This is a genomic window from Methylobacterium sp. ap11 (assembly GCF_900110515.1).
In the GTDB taxonomy this organism is placed as follows: Bacteria; Pseudomonadota; Alphaproteobacteria; order Rhizobiales; family Beijerinckiaceae; genus Methylobacterium; species Methylobacterium ajmalii.
On the sequence record NZ_FOEB01000011.1, the window covers coordinates 186,828 to 208,525 of the forward strand.

21 protein-coding genes are annotated in these 21,698 nt (G+C 72.2%); 13 read left to right on the forward strand and 8 right to left on the reverse strand.

The window, feature by feature from the left end:
- Positions 1–24: 24 nt before the first annotated feature.
- From BMX97_RS17925 to BMX97_RS17935, 3 genes are all read right to left on the reverse strand, one after another.
- Positions 25–762 carry an SDR family NAD(P)-dependent oxidoreductase gene (locus BMX97_RS17925; protein ID WP_091752701.1) on the reverse strand — a complete coding sequence of 246 codons (738 nt, stop codon included), beginning with the start codon at positions 760–762 and terminating at the stop codon, positions 25–27.
- The gene (locus BMX97_RS17930) at positions 759–1,175 is read right to left on the reverse strand and encodes a thiol-disulfide oxidoreductase DCC family protein (RefSeq protein ID WP_091752702.1); all 417 of its coding nucleotides are present in this window, start codon (positions 1,173–1,175) and stop codon (positions 759–761) included. The genes BMX97_RS17925 and BMX97_RS17930 overlap by 4 nt, the downstream gene beginning before the upstream one ends.
- A gap of 154 nt (positions 1,176–1,329) precedes the next feature.
- Positions 1,330–2,958 carry a long-chain-fatty-acid--CoA ligase gene (locus BMX97_RS17935; RefSeq protein ID WP_091752703.1) on the reverse strand — a complete coding sequence of 543 codons (1,629 nt, stop codon included), beginning with the start codon at positions 2,956–2,958 and terminating at the stop codon, positions 1,330–1,332.
- 193 nt (positions 2,959–3,151) lie between these two features.
- Between BMX97_RS17935 and BMX97_RS17940 the strand changes: the two genes are divergently transcribed.
- Both BMX97_RS17940 and BMX97_RS17945 read left to right on the forward strand, forming a co-directional pair.
- Positions 3,152–3,664, forward strand: a complete 513-nt coding sequence (locus BMX97_RS17940) for a MarR family winged helix-turn-helix transcriptional regulator (RefSeq protein WP_091752704.1) — start codon at positions 3,152–3,154, stop codon at positions 3,662–3,664.
- A gap of 242 nt (positions 3,665–3,906) precedes the next feature.
- Entirely contained in the window at positions 3,907–5,046 is a 1,140-nt protein-coding gene (locus BMX97_RS17945) for an aldose epimerase family protein (RefSeq protein WP_091752740.1), read from the forward strand.
- 111 nt (positions 5,047–5,157) lie between these two features.
- Here the strand turns inward: BMX97_RS17945 and BMX97_RS17950 are convergent, their stop codons facing one another.
- Positions 5,158–6,933, reverse strand: a complete 1,776-nt coding sequence (locus tag BMX97_RS17950) for a glucan ABC transporter ATP-binding protein/ permease (RefSeq protein ID WP_091752705.1) — start codon at positions 6,931–6,933, stop codon at positions 5,158–5,160.
- A gap of 281 nt (positions 6,934–7,214) precedes the next feature.
- Here BMX97_RS17950 and BMX97_RS17955 point away from each other — a divergent pair, with 281 nt between their 5' ends.
- From BMX97_RS17955 to BMX97_RS17965, 3 genes are all read left to right on the forward strand, one after another.
- A complete protein-coding gene (locus tag BMX97_RS17955) occupies positions 7,215–7,988 on the forward strand; it encodes a motility protein A (RefSeq protein ID WP_091752706.1) in 774 nt (257 codons plus the stop codon).
- 70 nt (positions 7,989–8,058) lie between these two features.
- Positions 8,059–8,892 (forward strand): OmpA/MotB family protein, encoded by an 834-nt coding sequence (locus BMX97_RS17960; RefSeq protein WP_091752707.1) that lies wholly within the window; start codon positions 8,059–8,061, stop codon positions 8,890–8,892.
- Positions 8,893–8,980: 88 nt separating this feature from the next.
- Complete coding sequence (locus tag BMX97_RS17965) at positions 8,981–9,934, forward strand: class I SAM-dependent methyltransferase (protein WP_091752708.1); 954 nt, start codon at positions 8,981–8,983, stop codon at positions 9,932–9,934.
- A 46-nt stretch (positions 9,935–9,980) separates the two neighbouring features.
- Here the strand turns inward: BMX97_RS17965 and BMX97_RS17970 are convergent, their stop codons facing one another.
- Together BMX97_RS17970 and BMX97_RS17975 are read right to left on the reverse strand one after the other, a co-directional pair.
- The gene (locus tag BMX97_RS17970) at positions 9,981–10,499 is read right to left on the reverse strand and encodes a CAP domain-containing protein (protein ID WP_244538490.1); all 519 of its coding nucleotides are present in this window, start codon (positions 10,497–10,499) and stop codon (positions 9,981–9,983) included.
- Positions 10,496–13,159 (reverse strand): DUF3772 domain-containing protein, encoded by a 2,664-nt coding sequence (locus tag BMX97_RS17975; RefSeq protein ID WP_091752709.1) that lies wholly within the window; start codon positions 13,157–13,159, stop codon positions 10,496–10,498. The genes BMX97_RS17970 and BMX97_RS17975 overlap by 4 nt, the downstream gene beginning before the upstream one ends.
- 620 nt (positions 13,160–13,779) lie before the next feature.
- Between BMX97_RS17975 and BMX97_RS17980 the strand changes: the two genes are divergently transcribed.
- The 3 genes from BMX97_RS17980 to BMX97_RS17990 all read left to right on the forward strand — a co-directional run bounded on the left by BMX97_RS17980 (position 13,780) and on the right by BMX97_RS17990 (position 15,720).
- Complete coding sequence (locus tag BMX97_RS17980; protein WP_048431169.1) at positions 13,780–14,328, forward strand: HNH endonuclease; 549 nt, start codon at positions 13,780–13,782, stop codon at positions 14,326–14,328.
- A gap of 159 nt (positions 14,329–14,487) precedes the next feature.
- Entirely contained in the window at positions 14,488–14,877 is a 390-nt protein-coding gene (locus BMX97_RS17985) for a hypothetical protein (RefSeq protein WP_091752710.1), read from the forward strand.
- Between the two features lie 141 nt (positions 14,878–15,018).
- Positions 15,019–15,720: a DUF4142 domain-containing protein gene (locus tag BMX97_RS17990; protein WP_091752711.1), complete on the forward strand. Its 702-nt coding sequence runs from the start codon at positions 15,019–15,021 to the stop codon at positions 15,718–15,720.
- Between the two features lie 151 nt (positions 15,721–15,871).
- Here the strand turns inward: BMX97_RS17990 and BMX97_RS17995 are convergent, their stop codons facing one another.
- Complete coding sequence (locus BMX97_RS17995; protein ID WP_091752712.1) at positions 15,872–16,468, reverse strand: DUF4142 domain-containing protein; 597 nt, start codon at positions 16,466–16,468, stop codon at positions 15,872–15,874.
- A 235-nt stretch (positions 16,469–16,703) separates the two neighbouring features.
- Between BMX97_RS17995 and BMX97_RS18000 the strand changes: the two genes are divergently transcribed.
- The 4 genes from BMX97_RS18000 to BMX97_RS18015 all read left to right on the forward strand — a co-directional run bounded on the left by BMX97_RS18000 (position 16,704) and on the right by BMX97_RS18015 (position 20,101).
- Positions 16,704–17,231, forward strand: coding sequence for a Spy/CpxP family protein refolding chaperone (locus BMX97_RS18000; RefSeq protein ID WP_244538491.1), 528 nt, complete (start codon positions 16,704–16,706; stop codon positions 17,229–17,231).
- Positions 17,232–17,532: 301 nt separating this feature from the next.
- The gene (locus tag BMX97_RS18005; protein ID WP_091752714.1) at positions 17,533–17,871 is read left to right on the forward strand and encodes a hypothetical protein; all 339 of its coding nucleotides are present in this window, start codon (positions 17,533–17,535) and stop codon (positions 17,869–17,871) included.
- A 175-nt stretch (positions 17,872–18,046) separates the two neighbouring features.
- Positions 18,047–18,922: a branched-chain amino acid aminotransferase gene (locus BMX97_RS18010; protein ID WP_091752715.1), complete on the forward strand. Its 876-nt coding sequence runs from the start codon at positions 18,047–18,049 to the stop codon at positions 18,920–18,922.
- Between the two features lie 78 nt (positions 18,923–19,000).
- Positions 19,001–20,101 (forward strand): calcium:cation antiporter, encoded by a 1,101-nt coding sequence (locus BMX97_RS18015; protein ID WP_060850708.1) that lies wholly within the window; start codon positions 19,001–19,003, stop codon positions 20,099–20,101.
- Between the two features lie 290 nt (positions 20,102–20,391).
- Here the strand turns inward: BMX97_RS18015 and mscL are convergent, their stop codons facing one another.
- Positions 20,392–20,802 (reverse strand): large conductance mechanosensitive channel protein MscL, encoded by a 411-nt coding sequence (gene mscL / locus BMX97_RS18020; RefSeq protein WP_091752716.1) that lies wholly within the window; start codon positions 20,800–20,802, stop codon positions 20,392–20,394.
- Between the two features lie 109 nt (positions 20,803–20,911).
- Here mscL and tam point away from each other — a divergent pair, with 109 nt between their 5' ends.
- Entirely contained in the window at positions 20,912–21,685 is a 774-nt protein-coding gene (gene tam / locus BMX97_RS18025; RefSeq protein WP_091752717.1) for a trans-aconitate 2-methyltransferase, read from the forward strand.
- The last annotated feature ends 13 nt before the right edge of the window (positions 21,686–21,698 follow it).

Here is a 21,698-nt window from a genome sequence, read left to right on the forward strand (position 1 = left end):
CATCACCCGGGAATCACCGAAAACTCACGGCGGGATCGGCTGCCCGTCCCAGGCGAGGACGCGGCCGGATTCCTCCCGGGTCAGCCCCGCGATCACCCGCAGGAGGTGGGCGGCGCTCTCCTGCGGGGTGAACAGGCCGGGGCCGGGCTCGGGGCGGAACGGTTGCGACAGGCCGGTCTGCACGGTGCCGGGATGCAGGCCTGCGACGATCAGATCCGGGTGGGTGCGCGCGGTCTCGACCGCGAGGGTGCGCAGCACCTGGTTGAGCGCCGCCTTGGAGGCCCGGTAGGCGTACCAGCCGCCCAGCCGGTTGTCGCCGATCGACCCGACCCGCGCCGAGAGGGCGGCAAAGACGCTGCGGCCCCTGCGGGGCATCAGCGGCACGAAGTGCTTGGCGACGAGAGCCGGGCCCAGGGTGTTGACGGCGAAGACCCGCGCCATCGCGGCCGGGTCGAGGGCCCGGATCGCCTTCTCGGGCGCGATGCCGGGCCCATGCAGGATGCCGCTCGCGACGACGACGAGCCCGACCGGGCCGGCCTCGCCCACATTCCGGGCCGCGGCGGCGACCGAATCCTCGTCCGTGACGTCGATCGCCAGGGCGCGCACCCCGTCGAGCCGGGGCGCAGGCGTGCGTGACAGGGCGAAGACCGTGCCGTGGGACCCTCCCGCCGCGAGCGCCGCCACGAGGGCGCCCCCGACCCCGCCGGAGGCGCCGACGACGACCGCCGAGCCCTGCGCACCCTCGGGAGCCGGCGCGCTCACCGGCAGGCCTCGTCGCAATGCGTGTCGCGCAGGCGGCGCGCCAGCCAGGGCCGGACGATCAGCGACAGGCGGTAGGCCGCCTCGGCGAAGGGCAGCAGGGGCCGCCAGCCGAAGAGACGCAGCTCGACGAGGCGGGCGAGCCAGCGCCAGCCCGCGAAACGCCGCCACAGCCGCGCGAAGGCCGCGGCTCCCGAGACCAGGCGCCCGTCCGCCTCGCGGACGTGGAACCGGGCCCGGGCGGCGGCGAGGTCGAGGCCGGGCCCCAAGTCGATCGACCCCGGATCGAGACGGCCCGGGCCGGCGAGATCGACGAAACGCACGCGCTCGGCCCCCGCCCGGCCGCGGTAATGCGCGATCTCGCGGCGGCAGAGCGGGCAGGCCCCATCGTAGTAGACGGTCAGGTCGGCCCCCATCGCACCCCTCGCTGCCGGACGCTCGTCCTTCGCGAGATGGGCGCGGCCGGCCCGCCGTCACGGTCCGGCGGACGCGCGAAATGGTCGCGCCGGGAGGCGTCCGGGGATTCACGCGGGATGGGGGGCGCCCCGCCCGGGGGCGCCCCCCGTTCTCTCACGCCGCGCCGGGCAGCCGGTAGTCCCGGAACTGGTCGCGGAGCGCCGTCTTCTGGATCTTGCCGGTGGCCGTGTGGGGGATGGCGTGCACCACCACCACGTCGTCGGGTATCCACCACTTGGCGATGCGCGGCGCCATGAAGGCCAGGATGTCGGCCTTGTCGGGGGTGCGGCCCTCCTTGGGCACCACGATGAGGAGCGGACGCTCATCCCATTTCGGGTGCTGCACGCCGATCACCGCGGCCTCGGCCACGTCGGGATGGCCGACCGCCAGGTTCTCCAGGTCGATCGAGGAGATCCACTCGCCGCCGGACTTGATCACGTCCTTCGAGCGGTCGGTGATCGCCATGTAGCCGTGCTCGTCGATGGTCGCGACGTCGCCGGTGTCGAAGAAGCCGCGATCGTCGAGGATCGGCTCGTCGGAGCGGAAATAGGCCTTGGCCACCGCGAAGCCCGCCACCTTGAGGCGCCCGAAGGTGGTGCCGTCCCAGGGCAGGTCGCGGTTGTCGTCGTCGGTGAGCCGGAACTCGACGCCGAAGGGGGCGTAGCCCTGCTTCATCTTGAGGTCGAGGCGGGCCTCACCCTCGAGATGGGCGACCTCGGGCTTGAGCGAGCAGTAGGAGCCGATCGGGCTCATCTCGGTCATGCCCCAGGCGTGGTCGACGGTGACGCCGTATTCGCGCTCGAACCGCTCGGTCATCGCCCGCGGGCAGGCCGAGCCGCCGATCACGACGCGCTTGAGGTGGGTGAGGCGCTTGCCCGTCGCGTCGAGGTGCTGGAGCAGGCCGAGCCAGACGGTCGGCACCGCCGCCGTCACGGTCACGCCGGTGGTCTCCAGGATCTCGTGCACCGAGGCGCCGTCGAGCTTCGGGCCGGGCATGACGAGGCCGGCGCCGGACATCGGCGCCGCGAAGCTGAAGCCCCAGGCATTGGCGTGGAACAGCGGCACCACCGGCATCGCCATGTCGTTGGGCGAGAGCCCGATGAAGGCCGGGTTGTTCACCATCAGGGCGAGCAGCACGTTCGAGCGGTGCGAGTAGAGCACCCCCTTCGGCAGGCCGGTGGTGCCAGACGTGTAGCAGAGGCCGGCCGCCGTGTTCTCGTCGAAGGTCGCCCAGGCGAAGTCGTCGTCGGCCTCCGCCAGCCAGTCCTCGTAGGCGACGGCGTTGCGCAGGGATGTCGGCGGCATGTGGGCGCCGTCGGTGAGCACGACGTAGCGCTCGATCGTCGGCAGCTTGTCGGCCAGACGCTCGACGAGGGGCAGGAAAGTCAGGTCGAGGAGAAGAATCCGATCCTCGGCGTGGTTGACGATGTAGGCGATCTGCTCCTCGAACAGCCGCGGGTTGACCGTGTGGTAGATCGCGCCGACGCCGGTGATGCCGTACCAGGCCTCGAGGTGGCGCCAGGTGTTCCAGGCCAGCGTCGCGACCCGGTCGCCGAGCCCGATGCCGTCGGCCGCGAGGCGCTTCGAGAGACGCAAGGCCCGCTGCCGCACCTCGGCGTAGGTCGTCCGGTGCATCGGCCCCTCGACCGAACGCGAGATCACCGGGCGGGCGCCGTGCTGGAGCGCGGCATAGTCGATGACGCGGTGGATCAGCAGGGGCCAGTCCTGCATCAGGCCGAGCATGGCGTGTCTTCCTTCCCGTGGTGGAGCGCGGTCGCGGCCGCGCCCTCGATCGCCGGGGCCTCGTGGGCCCGCGGTCGTGGAGGGGGAGCTTACGGCAGCGGTGCGGAGGCGGCTAGAGCGGCGCCCGCGCGCATCCGGGGGATCGGCGGCGGCGGTGGATGGCGCCGAGATGGTTCCGATGTAAACTATCCCGATGACCGCGTTCTCTCCCGCCCGCGCCCCTGCCGCCGTCCCTGCCGCCGTCCCTGCCGCCGTCCCTGCCGACGACCCCGCCGGGGCCGACCCGCTGCGGGTCTGGTTCCGCTTCATCCGCCTGCACCGGCGCGTCTCGGCCGCGGTGGCGGCGGAGTTGAAGGCGGTCGGGCTCTCGATCCCGCAATTCGACGCGCTCTCGACCCTGTCGGAGCGCGAGGGCCTGACCCAGCAGGAGCTGGCCGAGCGCCTCTACGTCACCAAGGGCAACGTCTCGGGGCTGATCGACCGGCTGGTCGAGGCGGGCCTCGTCGAGCGCCGGCCGATCCCGGGCGACCGGCGTTCCCACGCCCTGCACCTGACCGAAGCCGGCCTGGCGCTCGCGCGCTCCGGCATCGCGGCGCAGCGCGCCTACGTGACCCGCACCCTCGGCGGCCTGCCCCCCGGCGACGTGGCGGAGCTGGAACGGGTGGTGCTCGCCTGGCGCGACGCCGCCCGGGCCGACGGGGGCTGATACGCCCTTTCGATCGCGACCCCGGAAGCGGCGTCGCTCGGAGGACGCGCGCTCGTCATGCGCCCTCCGGCAGAACTCCTCCGTGCGGGAATAATCCGGGCGCCGCACGCCACCTCTCCCAAGGGCATTGCCACCGCACCGCGATTTGTATGAGTATATGGCGACCGGCGCGGGAAAGGCGCCGGATCGGCCGCCCGCGAGAGGCGGCAGCCCGAGAGGCGGCAGCCATGGAGGGAACGCGGATGCGTGGATCGATCACGGCGCTGGCATGCGCCTGCGCCCTGCCGGCCGGCCTCGCGACGGCCCAGGCCGGCGACGCCAGGCGGTCGCCGTTCGGGACGCTGCCCGACGGACGCGCGGTCGAGGAGGTGACGCTCGCCAATGGCGGCCTCACCGCCCGGATCCTGACCTGGGGCGCCCTCCTGCGCACCCTCGAGGTGCCGGACCGCGCCGGCCGGGCCGCCGACGTGGTCCTCGGCTACAAGGACCTGGCGGGCTACCTCAAGGCGCCGAACTATTTCGGGGTCAGCGTCGGGCGCTACGCCAACCGCATCCGGGCCGGCCGCTTCACCCTCGACGGCCGGGACTACACGCTCGCCCGCAACGACGGCCCGAACGCGCTGCACGGCGGCCGCGAGGGCTTCGACAAGCGGCTCTGGACGATCACCGCGGTCAAGGAGGGCGCCACCCCGTCGGTCACGCTGCAATACCTCAGCGCCGACGGCGAGGAGGGCTATCCCGGGGCCCTGACGGCGAGCGTCACCTACGCGCTCGACGCCGGCGGCACCCTGACGGTCGAGTACACGGCCACCACGACCAAGCCGACCATCGTCAACCTGACCAACCACAGCTTCTTCAACCTCGCGGGCGAGGGCTCGGGGCGGACGATCCTCGACCACGTCCTGACGATCCCGGCCGAGCGCTACACCCCGGTCGACGAGACCCTGATCCCGACCGGCGAGATCGCGACGGTCGCCGGCACCCCGTTCGACTTCCGCAAGGCCACGCCGATCGGCGCGCGCATCCGCGACGGGCGCGACCCGCAGATCGTGCGCGGGCGCGGCTACGACCACAACTTCGTGGTGACGCCGGCCCCGACCCCCGATGCCCACCTCGTCGCCCGCGTCGAGGACCCGGCCTCGGGCCGGGTGATGGAGGTCGCGAGCAACCAGCCCGGGGTGCAGTTCTACGCCGGCAACTTCCTCGACGCGACGGCGGTGGGCAAGTCGGGCCTGTCCTACCGCCAGTCGGACGCGCTGGCGCTGGAGCCGCAGGTGTTTCCCGACACGCCCAACCAGCCTGCCTTCGGCACCGCCCGGCTGGATCCGGGGGCGACGTACCGGAACGTCATCACCTACCGGTTCTCGGCGGGATCGCCGTAGACTGTTCAGGACGCCGCCTGCTCGGAAGGTTGCGCAACGGTTCGGATTTCGATCGGCTTCACCGCGCGGGCCGGTGATTCGGTTGGCGGAAGGAAACGTCCGCCAACCGCCTCACGCCGCCAGGGCGTAGTCCGCCGCGGGCTCGGCCGCCATGAACTGCGCCCGGGCGAGGGCGGCGAAGCGGCCGCCCTCAGCCACCAGTTCGTCGAAGGTGCCGCTCTCGACGATGCGGCCCTCGTGGAAGACCAGGATGCGGTCGGCGTCGCGGATCGTCGCCAGGCGGTGGGCGATCACGAAGGTGGTGCGCCCCTCCATCACCGCTTCCAGCGCGCCCTGGAGCTTGCGCTCGGTGGTGGCGTCGAGCGCGCTCGTCGCCTCGTCGAGGATCAGGACCGGCGGGTTCTTCAGGAGCGCCCGGGCGATCGAGAGCCGCTGGCGCTCGCCGCCGGACAGCGAGCGGCCGCGCTCGCCGATGACCGTGTCGAGACCGTCGGGCTGGCGTGCCATGAACTCGGAGGCCTGGGCGCGCTCGAGCGCGTCGAGCATCTCGGCGTCGGTGGCGTCGGGCCGGCCGACCTGGAGGTTCTCGCGGATCGAGCGGGCAAACAGCATCGGCTCCTGGAACACCACGCCGATGTTGTGGCGCAGCGACGAGAGGCCGATGTCGCGCAGGTCCTCGCCGTCGATGCGGATCGTGCCGGCATCCGGGTCGAAGGCGCGGTGGAGCAGGCCGAGCGTCGTCGACTTGCCCGAGCCGGTGGTGCCGACGAGCGCCACGGTCTCGCCGGCCCGCGCCGAGAACGACACCCCGTCCAGCGCCGGGCGGCGGCCGTCGTAGGAGAAGCGCACGTCCTCGAACGACACGGTGCCGTCGAGCCGCGCCACTGACCTGGCGCCGGGCCGGTCGTGGACGGCCGGCACGGTGTCGAGGATGTCGAAGAACTCCTGCATCTTGGGCGCCTGCAGGAAGAGGCTGTTGACGAAGGCGACGACCTGGTCGAGCCGGGCGACCAGCATGGTGGCGAGGCTCATGAAGGACACCACGTCGCCGACGGTGGCCAGCCCGTGGCCGTGCAGCACGATGCCGGTGACGAAGATCGCCGTCATGGTCAGCGTGGCGGAGGCGCGGGTGGCGACGGAGGCCAGCGCCCACCAGGACAGGACCGGGGTCTGGGCGGCGAGGAGGTCGCGGATGATGCCGTGCATCGCCTCCTTCTCGGCCTTGGCGCGGGTGAAGGACTGGATCACCGCCACATTGCCGAGCGCGTCCGAGGCATGGGCCGCGAGGCCCGAATGATAGGCCTCGACCTCGCCCTGCAGCGTCTCGGTGCGGCGCAGCACGAAGGTGGTGAGGCCGGTGAACACCAGCATCAGGGCGACCAGGATCGAGCCGAGCTGCCAGTTGAGGAACAGCGTCATCGGCAGGAGCACGACGAGGGAGACGAGCGCCGCGCAATGGTCGCGGAAGAAGCCGAGCCAGGTCGCCGCCATGCCGCTCGTCCCCTCCAGCATCGCCTTCAGCACCCGGCCGGAATGGTTGGACGAGTGGAAGGCGAGCGGCAGGTCGAGGACGTGCTCGAAGTAGTTCGCCATCGCCGAAAGGCGGCTGCGATGGGTGAGCCGGTCGGCGTGGAGCGCGATCAGCACGCCGGCCCCGATCGAGAACAGGCCGAAGCCGACCCAGAGGGCGACGAGGCCGAGCAGGCTCGACGTGCCGGCGCCGCCGGCCGGCATGTGGGTGAGCCGGTCGATGATGCGGCCGAACAGCACCGGCTCGGCGAAGGCCGCCACCGCCAGGGCGACGTTGGCGGCGGTCAGCAACGCGCCGAGGCGCAGATCGGAGCCGAGCTGGCCCATGACCCGAACATAGAGCCTGATCAACCGCATGGACGGTGAACCCTGGTGAGATGACCCTGTCCGCGGCCCTGGCCCTCGCCCGCCGCCTGCCCCGCGCGCGGCCTTGTTGTGGCGGCCGTTCGATCGCATGGGGATTCTCTTAACGGGTTCTCGCTGAACGGCGCATGACGGCGCAGGGTCGCGGAGGGGGGACCTTTACGCTTCGTTGAGCCTGTCGGGCGTAATCTGCCGGCCAGGACACACGCGACGTCCGACGATGCGCCCCACGATCGCGGGGGCCGCGCGGCGGCGCATGAAGAGGCCGACCCCAGATGGATATCGCAACCGGCGCCGGCCTCGTCGGCGGCATCGCGGTCGTGTTCGTGCTGATCATGATCGACGGCGGCAACTTCGCCGCCTATTTCGACAAGCACGCGGTGATCGTGATCTTCGGCGGCGCCACCGCCGCCACCATGCTGCGCTTCCCGTTCTCGGTCATCGTCCACGGCGTGCCGATGGGCCTGCGCTACGCCTTCAACATGCGGGCGGTCCGGCCGCGCGACCTGATCGACGAGATCACCAAGATCGCCGACGTGGTCAAGCGCCAGGGCCCGATGGCGCTCGAGAGCCTCGAGATCTCCGATCCGTTCCTGGCGCAGGGCGTGCGCTACATCGCCGACGGCTACGACCGCGAGTTCATCCGCGACACGATGGAACGCGACCGCGACAACTTCCTGATGCATCTCGACGAGGGGTCGAAGGTCTACCGCGCCTTCGGCGACTGCGCGCCGGCCTGGGGCATGATCGGCACGATTCTCGGCATGGTGACGATGTTCGCCAACATGTCGGACCCCTCGAAGCTCGGCCCCGCCATGGCGACCGCGCTGCTGGCCACCCTCTACGGCGCGCTGATCGCCAACATGATCACCCTGCCGATCGCCGACAAGCTGCACGTCAAGCTCGAGGAGGAGGACGTGTCGCGCTCGCTCATCATCGACGGCGTGCTGCTGATCCGCGACGCCAAGAGCGCGTCGCTCGTGCGCGAGATGCTGATCGCCTACCTGCCGCACAATCATCGTGAGGACATGGCCGCCGAGGCGGCCTGACGCACCGCGAGGACGGGGCCGCCGAGGCGGCTCGAGCCACGGGCATTCGCCCTTCGAGGAGACCTGAGCGGTGGCCAGAAAGAAGCGGGGCGGGGCCCATGGCGGTCACGGCTGGTTCGTGACCTTCGCGGACCTGATGGCGCTGTTGATGAGCTTCTTCGTCATGATCGCCGCCTATTCGACCCAGGACCAGAAGAAGCTGCAGGCGGTGGCGGGCTCGATGCGCGACGCCTTCGGCACCAACCGGGAATCGCGCTTCAACGGCATCATCGAGAAGAACGGCCTGCCCTCGGCGACCAAGCTGCGGGACGTCCGCGACATCCCGCCCGAGAAGGCCTCCGACCGGGCCGAGCCGCCGACGGACGACGAGATCCTGGCCGACGGCATCTCGCACCACGGCTACAAGGACGGCTTCGGCCTCGCCATGACCTCCCTGCGCCAGGCATTGCAGGACCTGCCGGAAATCGCCGAACTGTCGAAGAGCATCGTCATCGAGGTCACGGCGCGCGGCCTCGACATCTCGCTCGTCGACCAGGACAACCGCTCGATGTTCCCGGAGGGCTCGACCCGGCCGAACGACCGCACCCGTCAGGTGCTGGAGCGGATCGTGCCGACCCTGCGCCGGCTGCCCAACCGCATCGCGGTGACCGGCTACACCGCCGCTGACCGGCCCGGCCGCCGCTCCGCCGCCCCGCCCTGGGAGCTGTCCGCCGGCCGCGCCGTGAGCGTGCGCGAGATCCTGGCGGGCAACGGCCTGCCCGCCGACCGCTTCGCGTCGGTCTCCGGCAAGGCCGACACCGAGCCGCTGTTTCCCGACAACCCCTACCTGCCGGCCAACCGCCGGGTGACGGTGACGCTGATGAACGAGGCGCCGCCGACCCCGCGGGGGACGGGGTTCCCGTAAGCCGGCCCCGGCCGGGGACGCCCGCGGACATCGCGGCGCGCCCTCCCCTTCCGCCCCCGCTCCCACTCGCGACCGACGAGATGCGCCCGTGACCCCGGACCGCCCCGATCCCACCGCGCCGGCCGCGCTCCTCGACGGGCTCAAGGGCCGCGACTGCCCGGTCTGCGGCACGCCCGAGCGCGGCGCACGCCCGTTCCTGTCGGCCTCGATCGACCCGGCCCGGATCGGCGCGCTGAGCTTCGCCTCGCGCAAGCCGCCGGAATACATGTCGTTCCGCCTCGTGCGCTGCGGCACCTGCGAGACCGTGTACGCCGCCGAGGCGCCGAGCGCCGAGGCCCTGGCGCATGCCTACGGGCAAGCCGGCTACGACAGCGCCGAGGAGGCGCGCTTTGCCGCCCGCACCTATGCCGAGGCCCTGGCGCCGCACCTGCGCCCGGAGCATCGCGGCGGCACCGCCCTCGAGATCGGCGCCGGCAGCGGGATCTTCCTGCGCGACCTGCAGCGGCTGGGCTTTGCCGAGGTGATCGGGGTCGAGCCCTCGCACGCCGCCGCCGAGGCCGCCCCGGCGGACATCCGCCCCCACCTGCGGATCGGGGTGTTCGAACCCGGCGACCACGCCCCCGGCAGCCTGTCCCTGGTCTGCTGCTTCCAGACCCTGGAGCACGTCCCCGATCCCCGCGCCCTGACCCGGGCCGCCTTCGATCTCCTGCGGCCCGGCGGGCTGATCGCCTTCGTCACCCACGACTACCGGGCGCCGATCAACCGACTGCTCGGCCGCCGCTCGCCGATCATCGACATCGAGCACATGCAGCTCTTCTGCCCGGCGAGCCTGGAGCGGCTGCTCGGCGAGGCGGGCTTTGCCGACATCGCCATCCGGGCGATCCGCAACCGCTATCCCCTGCGCTACTGGCTGCGCCTGCTGCCCCTCCCCGGCCCGTTGAAGCCCGCCACCCTCGCCGCCGCGGAGACGCTCGGCCTCGGCGGATTCGGGGTGGCGCTCGACGTCGGTAACCTGTTGAGCGTGGCGCGCAAGCCGGGGTGAGGATCGGACCGGCCGGGCAGTCCCCGTCGACCGGCCTCGGGGCGGCCTACTTCGCCACCAGCAGCGCCCAGTACACCTTGTACTTCGAACCCGGCGCGTAGGCCGTGGCGATGCCCATCCGGGTCGCGCTCGGATCGAGCATCACGGCGTTGTGGGACGGGCTCTCGCGCCAGCCCGAGAACGCCTCGGCCAGCGTGTGGTAGCCGGCCGAGAGGTTGGCGCCGGGCTCGGGGAAGCCCATCCGGGACGCCACGGTCTTGACGATGTCGGCCTGGCTCGGGCGGCCGGCCGCCGCCATGGCGGCGGTCTCGGTCTCGGCCAGGCGCTGCAGGCCGGGATCGAGGGCGAGCGGGGGCAGGCCCTTGTTGCTGCGGTATGCCGCGATCATCTGCTGGGCGGCGCCCGCGTCGATCTGGGCGCCGGTCGCCGCCATCGGCCAGTACAGGCTCGGCCCCGCCCCCGCCGCGCTCGATACCCGCGTCGCCTCGGTCGCCGAGCAGGCGGCGAGGCCGGCCGGGAGGGCGAGGAGGGCGAGGCGCCTCAGCGCGGCGGGGATGGCGGTCACGGCACGGTCTCGGGGGTTCTGCGGCGCTCGGCCTCGGAATCGGGGCGAGCCTCGGGACGGGTCTCGGGGCGGGCGGCGCCGGGCAGGGTCATGCGGGCGATCTGCCCCATGGCGTCCTGCATCGCGTCGAGCCCCTGAACCGTGACGATGCTCGATCCGGGTCCGAGATTGGGGATGAGGCCGCCTTCCGACAAGGTCTTGAACACCGCGAAGTTGAGGTCGCTCTGCACTTTCGCCTGCGAGCCGACGTCGGTGATCATCGCGATCAGCTCGAACTCGAGGAAGGGATCGCCGATCTTGCGGAAGACCACCCGGGGCGGCGGCTCCTTGAGCACGTCGGCATGGGCCTTGGCGCAGCCGACGATCAGCTCGGCGGCGTGGACCGGATCCTGGTTGCGCAGGACGCTGATCGTGATCGTGACCCGCCCGGTACGGTCGCCCCGCACCCGGTTCTTCACCACGCCGGAGATCAGGTTCGAGTTCGGCACGATCACCGCCGAGCGGTCGAAGGTCTGGATCTCGGTCGAGCGCACGCTGATGCGGCGGACATAGCCCTCGTTGTCGCCGATCACCACGAGGTCGCCGACCCGGATCGGCCGCTCCCAGAGCAGCAGCAGGCCCGAGACGAAGTTGTTGACGATCGATTGCAGGCCGAAACCGATACCGACCGACAGGGCGCCGGCCACGATGGTGAGCTTTTCCAGGCTCAGGCCCAGATACGAGAAGGCCAGCGCCAGGGTGAGCAGGAAGCCGACATAGCCGCTCACCGTCGAGATCGAGTTGCGCAGGCCCGGATCGAGGTCGGTGGCCGGCAGGTAGGTGTTCTCCAGCCAGCGCTGGATCGCCTTGGTGATGACGAGGCCCAGCGTGAACAGCCCGATCGCGATGGCGATTGTCGAGAGCGAGATCGTCACCCCGCCGACCGTGAAGCCGAAGAACGCGGCCTGGGCCCAGGTGAACAGGTCGGTCGAATCGACGCCCCAGGAGGCGAGCAGCAGCACGCCGGCGGCGGTGAGGAGCAGCACCCGGACGAAGCCCGAGATCAGCACCGCGATCTGGTTGAGCGAGCGCTTGCGCAGGCCGGTATTGGCCTGGAGCGCCGTGGCGATGCGGGAATCGTCCTGGAGGGTCGAGCTGACCACCGCGTCGACGCTCGAGATCGCCAGGTAGAGCATCGCCGCGGCGATCGCGGTCCACATCAGCTGGTCGATCAGGAACGACGACAGGGCGATGTAGCCGACCAGCGCCGAGGCGCCGATCGCCGCCACCACGATCCAGCCGAGGATGCGCAGGGGGCCGCCGATGCCGGCATTCGATTCGGCCGCGATGTAGGGACCGAGGCAGGCCTCGTCGGCCTCCTCGGCCCGGGCCGCGAACCGGCGCAGGCCCTCGGCCAGCACCACGGCGACCACCGCGGCGAACACCCCCTTGGTGACGATGGTGATCGGCAGGCTGAGCGAGATGCCCTCGTTCAGGCCCTCGATGGTGCGCCCGACCGCGATCACCGAGGCGATGGCGAGGATCAGGCGGTTCAGCCGCTCGGCGGTGGCGTCGGTCATCGCGACGAGGCGCCAGGCCGGGCGGTCGGGCGAGAGCAGCGCGTCGGCCATCGCCTCGACCACCGCCACGAAGGCGAGCGAGGCGACGATCCGGTGGGCGGCGGGCAGGAGGCGCACCGGCAGGAGCTCGGTGACGTCGAGGGTGTAGCCGACGAGGAAGCTGCCGAGCACCGCCGGCACGGCGCCGACGAGGAAGACCCGCCAGGCCGCCATCACCCGGGCGTAGCGGGACGGCTGCGCGTCGGTCGAGGCGCGGTGGCCGACCCGGGGGGCGATGTGGCGCCGCCCGACATAGAGCGCCACCGACACGCCGATCGCGAGCGCCAGCAGGACGAGGTTGAGCGCGGTGCCCCGGCGCTGGACCTGGACGACCGAGTCGTCGAGGGAGGCCTTCAGCGCCCGCAGGTCGCGGCCGTAGTCGCTGGTGGCGCGCAGCCACAGGCTTGGGCTCACCAGGCCGTCGGTGCGCTCGAACAGGGCGCGGGTGAAGGCGGCGCGGCGGCGGTTGCTGATCTGGTCGGTGATCTGGTCGCTCTGGACCAGGAGCGAGCGGGCGAGCCGCAGGGTGTCGTCGATCTCGGCGACGCCGGCCTCGCGCTGGGCCCGCTCCTGGGCGACGTCGGCGCCCTCGGGCTCCTTGGGCTTGGGCCCGAGCTGGGTCAGCCGCTCCTTGGCCGCATCGAGCCGGGGCCCGAGCTGGTCGACGACCTGGCGCAGGCGATCGGCCACCGGCGGGATGCCCTCGCGCAGGAGGGCGAGGTCGTCCTTGTTCAGCTCGCGATGGGTCAGGGCCTGCTCGCGCTGGTCGAGGTCGGCCTTCTCGGCGTCGAGCTGGGCGCGGATCTGCTTGATCTGCTCGGAGATCGGGGTCTGGGGCGGCGGGGCGGCGGGCTTGGCCGCCTCCGCGGGCGCGCCGGGCTGGGCCGCGGCGGGCTGGGCGGGCTTCTCGCCCTTGGTGTCGGCCTTGGCGTCGGCTTTGGCGCCCTGCGCCTGGGTGAGGACGGCCCGCTCCGGTTTCGCCGCGGGGCCCTGCGCAGCCGCGAGCCCGGGGCTCACGAGGAATGCGGCCAGGGCGATCGTCCATCGGCGAAGCTGTCTCATGCCTACTCCTTCTCACCCGCGTCGCGTCGTCGTCCGCCCGCCGCCGCAAGGGCTCCGGGGGCCCGCGCGGGCCGCCCGTCGGCCGGGGCGGCGGGGACGGTTGCCCGCCCCACCTACGTCATCGGGGACGGACGGTCGAACGCGGCGGGCCGGGGGAATCGCGAATCAATGGGGCGAAAATCGGTGCCGGGCGGACCCTGACGCCACGGCATCCGGCACCGCGGCGCGGAGGACGGACCGAGGGAACGGGACGGGCGTTCCCCTGTGGAGCGCGAAACCGGTGGGGCGTGACGAGACGCCCCGACCCGAAACCTTCACAACCCTGTCATGCTGCTATTAGACTAAGCCCCGATGGACACGGCCTTTTCGTTCTGCTGCGAGAGGATGGCGGTGATCGCGCCTCATCGGCAGCCCAGACGGCGCCCGGATCGCATCCCGGGCAGGCTCGACGGCGTGCGCTCCGCGAGCGGCCGCCGCGTCCATCCGCCGTGTCCCCCCACTCTTCCCGACCGGCTCGGAGGGTAGGCGATGGTCCCCATCTCCTCTCCTGGCGAGCACCGCGAGGACCGGCATCGCGCCGGCCCCCTTCGCTGCGGTCGGCCCGTCGCCAGGGCAGGATGATGCTGGATCTTCAAACCCTCGTGCTCAACGCGGATTATCGGCCGCTCTCCTACAATCCGCTCTCGCTGTGGTCGTGGAAGGATGCGTTCACGGCCCTGTTCCTCGACCGCGTCACCCTGGTGGCGAGCTACGACGTCGAGGCGCGCTCCCCCAGCCGCTCCCTGCGGGTGCCGAGCGTGGTGGCGCTCAAGAGCTACGTCGCCATGGCGCGCAGCCCCGCCTTCACGCGCTACAACATCTACCTGCGCGACACGTTCTCGTGCCAGTATTGCGGCCTGCGCCTGCCCTCCGGCGGCCTGACCTTCGACCACGTGGTGCCACGCTCCCGCGGCGGCCTGTCGAGCTGGGAGAACGTCGTCGCGGCCTGCAGCCCGTGCAACCTGCGCAAGGCCAACCGCACCCCCGAGGAGGCCGAGATGCCGCTCCTCAACGAGCCGCGCCGGCCGAGCCGCCACGAGCTGCACCGCCGCCAGCCGGAATTCGACCACCGCCAGTACCACCACACCTGGATCGACTACCTGTACTGGGACAGCGAACTGGAGACCTGAGGCGCGGCGCAGCGGCGGGAGGAGCGCTTCGCGCGGCCCCTCCCGCACGGACACCCTGGCCGCACGGACACCCTGGAGCGAGCGGCCCGGTTTGGGCTACACGCTGGTGGCTTGATCCGCCCCGGCCGCGTCGCGCGGCCCGCCAGCGCCGAAAGCCGCATGCCGCACACGACCGTGACCGACGCGCCCGCAATCCCCGCCTCCACCCGTCGCCGCCGCGACTGGCCGGGGCTCTTCCTGCGTGCCGTCCTCTCGCTGTTCCTCGGATTGCCGCTCGGCGGCGTGCTCTTCGCCCTGACCGGGCTCGGGATCGCGGTCGCGAACGGCGATCCGATCCTGCAGCATCCCTGGCTGCTCGCCTTCCGCACCCTGGCGGCGGCCGTCTCCTATGTCTTCCTGGGGGGCTTCGCCTGGACGCCGGAGGGCGGCTACGCCAGCCTGCACGGCTGGTACGCCGCCGGCGTGGTGCTGGCCTTCGCGCTGATGAGCCGGCCGTGGCGGCGCTTCACGCGGCGGGCGACGCCGGAGGCGTGGCCGCGCCGGGCCTGAACGCCCGCGCTGCGTGATAGTGCCGCGATCGGGGCGCCGGGTTTCGGCGCGGCGGAACGTCGGCAGGGCGAGAAAATTACTCCCCCCGAGCATCCGGGGCCGAGAGCGTCGGGTTGCGCGCCCTCACCCGGAGCCCGATTCATGCATCGCCGCCATCTCCTCGCCGGCTTCGCGTCCGCCACTGCCGCCCTGGCGGTCACCCGCACCGCCGTCGCCCAGCCGGTCGCGGCCGGCGCCATGCCGACCCCTGCCTACCTGGCGATGGCCACCAAGGGCGGCCTCTTCCTCGAGAACACCGCCCGGGACGCCTACGCCAAGACCGGGAACCCGCGGATCAAGCGGTTCGCGCGGGCCGAGGTGACCGAGCAGGTCAACCTCGCCAACAAGATCGACGCGGTCACCGGCGGCAACGTGGCGGTGCCGGTCGGCGGAGGTCTGGCGGGCGGAGGTCTGGCGAGCCCCGGCGGACTCGTCGGCGGCCTGGTGGCGGCGCCCCTCGCGGTGGCGGGCGGCGTGGCCGGGGCCGCGGCCGGAACCGTCGGCGGGGTGCTCGGCGTGCCGGGCCCCGGCGGCGCCCCCGGCGGCATGACCTCGGACGAGCAGAAGGCGCAGATCCTGGGGCAGCTTTCCGGTCTTCAGGGCGGTCCGCAATACGATGCGGCCTTCGTCGACGCCTCGCTCCAGGGCCACCGCGAGGCGCTGGCGCTCCACGGCTCCTACGCCCAGAGCGGAGAGGACCCGGCGCTCCGCCGCATCGCCCGGGGCGCCGTGCCTCTGATCCGGCTGCACATCTCGCAGCTCTCCCAGATGCAGAGGATGATGGGCGGAGCCGCCGAGGGCTGATCGGGCCCGATCCGACGGGCGGCCCGCGCCGGATGCGGCGGGGTCGCCACGAAGCGGACGGCCGACGGCCATTCCGTGACGCGACGCGCGCCGGACACGTCTCGCCAGACGATTGGCGCCCTCGAACACCGTTCGAGGGCGCGTCCGTCGTTCAGTCCTTGAGGGCCTTCTCGATCTCGGTCAGCAGCGCCAGGTGCTCGCGGATCTGGCCGCGGGCGAGCTTGGCGACGCCGAGATTCTCCCGGTCCTTGCCGGAGGTGAGATAGGCCTCCTGGATCTTCAGGAGCGCCTGGTGGCCCTCGATCTGGCCGCGGAGGTACTCGCTGTCGAAGGCTTTGCCGGACTTGGCCTGGTCGAGCTTGTCGAGCATCGCCTTGCCCTTCGGGTCGAGCTGGCCGGTGACCTCGGGCTCGGCCGGGGGCTTCACCTGGCCGCTGGCGACCTGGGCGGGATCGCGCATCGCCTTGAGCACGTCGGCGATGGTCTCCTGCTCGGCGACCTCCATCCGGGCGAACTGCTTGACGTGCGGATCCGTGGCCTTGGTCAGGGCGACGCGGCTCGCCGCCAGGGAGGCCGAGCCGGCCGCCAGGGTGTCGGCGGCGTGCTTGGCCTCGGCTTCGCCCATCCGGGCGCCGGTATTGCCGGTGGCAGCGGCGGTCGGGCCGCCCTGCTGCGCGAAGGCGACCCTCGCCAGGGAGGGGATCGCCACGGCGGATACGATGGCGGAGACGACGAGACGACGATGCATGGAGACACCTCGGGACGCTGAGCGGCAGTAAACACCCGGGGAGTATCGGATGCACGAGCCAACGATCCGGTCCTGGCCCGGTTTCAGCGTGGCCTTCCGCGAATCGCATTCGCCGATGCCGCACGTGACGAAACCGTCACCCTGCGGCGAGGTCCGGGCCACCTGGCTCGACGTATCCTGCGCTCTTCCGCGGGCCGCAGGCGCCCACCGGACGTGTCGTGGCGAGGATCGTGTCATGCGACGCACTGTGACCATCGGGGCTTTGGCGGGACTCTTGAGCGCCGGGATGCTCGACGGCGCCCTGGCGCAGGCGATGGACGGCGCGCGGCCGATCCGGGTCGCCCATGCGGGCGGCGAGGCGGCCGGGCCGGATGGCCGGCGCGGGCCCCGCGGCGAGGACGCGAAGGCCCTCGCGGATGCCCGCGTGGCGGCGCTGCATGCCGGGCTGGCACTCTCCCCGGACCAGGAGAAGCTGTGGCCGCCGGTCGAGGACGCGTTGCGCAACCTCGCGACGCTCGACCGGACGCAGCGCGAGGCCCGGCGCGAGCGCGGGCTTGATCCGGTGGCGAAGGACGCCCCCGACGCGATCCGGGCCCGTGCCGACGCGCTGGGAGCCCGGGCCGAGGCCCTGCGCAAGCTCGCGGACGCCTCGCAGCCGCTCTACGCTACCCTCGACGACGGGCAGAAGCGCCGCGCCGCCCTGCTGAGCCGGCCGATGGGCGGGCATCACCACGGCCCGCACCGTCACCGCCGCGACGACTGATTCCTCCCCGCTCCCGTCCCCGCGTCTCCCACGCCGCCCCGGCTCCGCCGCGGGCGGCGTCGCCGCATGCGCAACATTCAACGCAATCCGCACGCAATCCAGTTGTGCCATACAGGTGGCACGGCGAATCAGGGCGGAGCCTTTTGGGGCGGGGCCTTGGAGGGCCGAGGAGGAAACGCGCCGCGCCGCGCCGGGCTCGCACGGCCGCCCCGGGTCCCGGACGGGCCGGGTCGGACCGAGGAGCAGCCCCGGCGGATCGATCGGCGACCAGCGGGAGGGGCAGATGGCCCGGGAGAGGCAGATGGACAACGTCATCCGTCCGGATTTCCAGCGCGCGACCAGGGCCCGGGACGAGGCTCCGGGGGACGTTCCGCGGGCGGGCCGCACCGGCAGCCCGGCGCAGTACGTCCGGTGCTACGGCGAGATCGGGACCCACGCGGTGTCGCTGGTGCGCGACCGGGCGAGCCCGAAGGGCGACGTCTACCAGGTCGTGATCGACACGCCCGACGGGCAGATCGGCCCGGTCGGCGTCGAGCCGGCGACCCCGGACGGCATGTTCGACGCCGACCGCATCGGCCTCGCGGTGGTGCGCACCCTGGAACTCCTGGCCCGGCGCCCCGGCGACTTCGACGTCGCGTGACGCCTCTGCACGAGGCCTTGTTCTCCGAAGCCCTGTTCCCCGAAACCTTGGCGTGACGCCGACGGCCCGACCCGCGGCCGGCTCGCCCCTCCCCCTCCCCGGCCGAAGACCTCCCGGCATGGACAGCCGGCGCGCGGCCGCGCCATCATGCCGGGGACGGGAACGGGAGCGCGACATGACCGGGACGGCGCGGGACGAGACGCGGGACGAGACCTGGACCTACTTCGAGGGCGCCTGGCATCCGGGCAACGTGCGGATGATGGGGCCGCGCACCCATGCCGCCTGGCTCGCCTCGATGGTGTTCGACGGCGCCCGCGCCTTCGAGGGGGTGACGCCGGACCTCGACCTCCATCTCGCCCGGGTCAACCGCTCGGCCGTGGCGCTCGGCCTCGAGCCGGTGGTGACGCACGAGACCTGGACCGCACTCGTACGCGAGGGCCTGGCGCGGTTCTCGCCCGACGCTGCGCTCTACATCCGGCCGATGTACTGGGCCGAGAGCGGGCTCGGCGGCGCGGTGCGGATCGACCCGGCCTCGACCAGTTGGTGCCTGTGCCTCTACGAGGCGCCGATGCCGCCGCCGACCGGCTTCACCGCCACCCTGTCGCCGTTCCGGCGCCCGACCGCCGATTCCGCGCCCCTCGACGCCAAGGCCGGCTGTCTCTACCCGAACGGCGCCCGGGCGATCGCGGAGGCCGCCTCCCGCGGCTTCGGCAACGCCCTGATGCGCGACGCGCTGGGCAACGTCGCCGAGTTCGCCACCGCCAACGTGATGATGGCCCGCGACGGCGTGGTCTACACGCCGGTGGCCAACGGCACCTTCCTGGCCGGCATCACCCGCGGCCGGGTGATCGCGCTCCTGCGCGAGGCGGGGGTCACCGTGGTCGAGACGACGCTGACGGTCGACGACCTGATGGGCGCCGACGAGGTTTTTTCGGTCGGCAACTACGCCAAGGTGGTGCCGGTCACCGCCCTCGACGACCGGACCTTCCCGCCCGGCCCGCTCTTCGCCAAGGCGCGCGCGCTGTACTGGGCCTTCGCCCACCGGCAATGAACGAGCAACATTAAACCTTGACGCCGGCGCCCGCGCGACCCTTGTGGCGGGCGGGGCAGCCGGAGGGCGTTCGGGACGATGATGGTCGTGCGGTTGGGAGTGGCGTGGGCGACGGTGGCGGCCTTCGCGGTGTTCGGCGGCGGCTGGCTCGGCGGCCTCGACGCCCCCCTGGTGGCGGCCGGGCTGTTCGCCTGGCTGTTCGCCGTCATCCTGTGGTCGGCCTTCGGGGTGGTGCACGAGGCCGAGGAGCTGGCCGACCGCCTGGGCGAGCCCTACGGCACCCTGATCCTGACCCTGTCGATCGTGGTGATCGAGGTGGCACTCGTCGCCGCCGTGATGCTCGGCGCCAAGGCCGCCCCGACGCTCGGGCGCGACACGATGTTCGCCGTCATCATGATCGTGATGAACGGCCTCGTCGGCCTCGGCCTGATCCTCGGCGGCCTGCGTCACCACCGCCAGAACTACAACCTCGACGGCGCGGGCGCCTATCTCGCGGCGATCATCCCGCTCACCACCATCGCGCTCATCATCCCGAACTTCACCACCTCGACCCCCGACGGCTCGCTGACCGTGGTGCAGGCGGTGGCGTTCTCGGTGCTGACGGTGGTGCTCTACGGCATCTTCCTGCTGCTCCAGACCGGGCGCCACAGCGACTTCTTCCTCGACTTCGTCAAGCCGGGCGCCGACGCGCCGGAGGCGCGCGCCGCCCACCCGGATGCCGGCGCGGGCGCGATCCTGCGCCATGCCGGCCTGCTCCTCGTCAGCCTGCTGCCGATCGTGCTCCTGTCGAAGAGCCTGGCGGCGATCCTCGACCACGGCATCAAGGCGCTGGGCGCGCCCTCGGCGCTCGGCGGCGTCATCATCGCCGCCATCGTGTTCACCCCGGAGGGCATCAGCGCCGTCAAGGCGATCCGCCGCGACCAGCTCCAGCGGGCGATCAACCTGTGCCTCGGCGCCGTGACCTCGACGGTCGGCCTCACCGTGCCGGCGGTGCTCGCCATCGGGCTGATCTCGGGCCAGCGGGTGGTGCTGGGCCTCGCCCCGGCCGAGATGGCGGTGCTGGCGATGACGCTGCTTTTGAGCGTCATCACCTTCTCGCGCCAGGGCACCACGGTGCTGGAGGGCGCCGTCCACCTCGTGGTCTTCTTCGCCTACCTGACGCTGATCTTCAGCCCGTGAAAGCCTGCTCGACTTGCAGGATTGATATCTTGGAGGGCCTCCACCTCCCATCCACGACCTCATCCTGAGGTGTTAGTCCATCGAAGATGGACTAACCTCGAAGGAGGGCTCCAGAAGCCGCCGAGATCACTGGATCCCTCCTTCGAGGCTCAGCGATCTTCGATCGCCCGCACCTCAGGATGAGGTCGAGAGCGGGACAAGGCCTGAAGACCAGATCAAACAGGCGCAAGGCAAGCCCGAACGGGCACCGGCGCCGAGGCGCGAGGGTACGAGCCGGTCCGGCGCCGCCCTCAGCGCCGCACCGCCAGGAGGTCGCGGATCTCGGCCAGCAGCTTCACCTCGGCCGGATCCTCCTTCTTGACCTCCTCGCGCCGCTGCAGCTGGTTCATCGCGCGGATCACCACGAACAGCACGAAGGCGACGATCAGGAAGTTCAGCGCCACGGTGATGAACTGGCCGTAGCCGATCACCGCGCCCTGCTTCTTGGCCTCGGCGTAGGCCAGCCCCGTCTGCACCTTCGAGGACAGCGGCAGGTAGTAGTTCGAGAAATCGAGCCCGCCGGTGATCGCGCCCACCGTCGGCATGATCACGTCCTGGACCAGCGAGGTGACGATGGCCCCGAAGGCCGCGCCGATCACCACGCCGACCGCGAGGTCGACGACGTTGCCCCGCAGGGCGAACTTCTTGAATTCCTCGAGCATGCCGGACCGGTCTCCTGCGAGCGGGGGTCTGCCCTGCGCGACACGGCGTCACGCGGGCGGACCGACCGGGATTAAGCTGGAGCGGAAGAGGGCGCCGGGGAGTGTCGCGATGACGGATTGGGATGCGGGCCGCTACCTGACATTCGCCGACGAGCGCACCCGCGCGGCGGCCGACCTGCTGGCGCGGGTGCCGCTGGCCGCGCCCGCCCGGATGGTCGATCTCGGCTGCGGGCCGGGCAACAGCACGGCGCTCCTGGCGGCGCGCTACCCCGGGGCGGCGATCACCGGCCTCGATTCCTCGCCCGCCATGCTGGCCGAGGCGCGCCGGACCCTGCCCGACCTCGCCTTCGTCGAGGCCGACCTCGCCGCCTGGGAGCCGGACGACGCCCCCGACCTGATCTACGCCAACGCGGTGCTGCAATGGCTGCCCGACCACGCCGCCCTGCTCCCGCGCCTCGCGGGGTTCCTGGCGCCGGGCGGCTGCCTCGCGGTGCAGATGCCCGACAACCTCGACGAGCCCTCGCACCGGCTGATGCGGGAGGTGGCCGCCGAGGCGCCGTTCCGCGACGCGCTGGCCGGCGCCGCCGGCGCCCGCACCACGCTGGGCCGCGTGCAGGACTACGACACCTGGCTGTCGCGGGCGGGCTGCAGCGTCGATCTGTGGCGCACCACCTACATCCACCCGCTCCCCGGCCATCGCGGCATCGTCGAGTGGGTGCGCGCGACCGGCCTGCGGCCGTTCCTGTCGCCCCTCGGCCCGGACGAGCAGGCGGCCTACCTCGCCCGCTACGAGGCCGCCCTGCGCGGGGCCTATCCGGCGCAGGAGGACGGGCGGGTGCTGCTGCCGTTCCCGCGGCTCTTCCTGGTGGCGCGGCGGCGCTGAAAGGCGCCGCGCC

Excerpts from the sequence above, each read along its gene's own strand:
- BMX97_RS17930 (WP_091752702.1), bottom strand. The coding sequence starts at position 1,175 with ATGGGGGCCGACCTGACCGTCTACTACGATGGGGCCTGCCCGCTCTGC.
- BMX97_RS17935 (WP_091752703.1), bottom strand. The coding sequence starts at position 2,958 with ATGCTCGGCCTGATGCAGGACTGGCCCCTGCTGATCCACCGCGTCATC.
- BMX97_RS17940 (WP_091752704.1), top strand. The coding sequence starts at position 3,152 with ATGACCGCGTTCTCTCCCGCCCGCGCCCCTGCCGCCGTCCCTGCCGCC.
- BMX97_RS17945 (WP_091752740.1), top strand. The coding sequence starts at position 3,907 with ATGCGTGGATCGATCACGGCGCTGGCATGCGCCTGCGCCCTGCCGGCC.
- BMX97_RS17950 (WP_091752705.1), bottom strand. The coding sequence starts at position 6,933 with ATGCGGTTGATCAGGCTCTATGTTCGGGTCATGGGCCAGCTCGGCTCC.
- BMX97_RS17955 (WP_091752706.1), top strand. The coding sequence starts at position 7,215 with ATGGATATCGCAACCGGCGCCGGCCTCGTCGGCGGCATCGCGGTCGTG.
- BMX97_RS17975 (WP_091752709.1), bottom strand. The coding sequence starts at position 13,159 with ATGAGACAGCTTCGCCGATGGACGATCGCCCTGGCCGCATTCCTCGTG.
- BMX97_RS17980 (WP_048431169.1), top strand. The coding sequence starts at position 13,780 with ATGCTGGATCTTCAAACCCTCGTGCTCAACGCGGATTATCGGCCGCTC.
- BMX97_RS17985 (WP_091752710.1), top strand. The coding sequence starts at position 14,488 with ATGCCGCACACGACCGTGACCGACGCGCCCGCAATCCCCGCCTCCACC.
- BMX97_RS17990 (WP_091752711.1), top strand. The coding sequence starts at position 15,019 with ATGCATCGCCGCCATCTCCTCGCCGGCTTCGCGTCCGCCACTGCCGCC.
- BMX97_RS17995 (WP_091752712.1), bottom strand. The coding sequence starts at position 16,468 with ATGCATCGTCGTCTCGTCGTCTCCGCCATCGTATCCGCCGTGGCGATC.
- BMX97_RS18000 (WP_244538491.1), top strand. The coding sequence starts at position 16,704 with ATGCGACGCACTGTGACCATCGGGGCTTTGGCGGGACTCTTGAGCGCC.
- BMX97_RS18005 (WP_091752714.1), top strand. The coding sequence starts at position 17,533 with ATGGACAACGTCATCCGTCCGGATTTCCAGCGCGCGACCAGGGCCCGG.
- BMX97_RS18010 (WP_091752715.1), top strand. The coding sequence starts at position 18,047 with ATGACCGGGACGGCGCGGGACGAGACGCGGGACGAGACCTGGACCTAC.
- BMX97_RS18015 (WP_060850708.1), top strand. The coding sequence starts at position 19,001 with ATGATGGTCGTGCGGTTGGGAGTGGCGTGGGCGACGGTGGCGGCCTTC.
- mscL (WP_091752716.1), bottom strand. The coding sequence starts at position 20,802 with ATGCTCGAGGAATTCAAGAAGTTCGCCCTGCGGGGCAACGTCGTCGAC.
- tam (WP_091752717.1), top strand. The coding sequence starts at position 20,912 with ATGACGGATTGGGATGCGGGCCGCTACCTGACATTCGCCGACGAGCGC.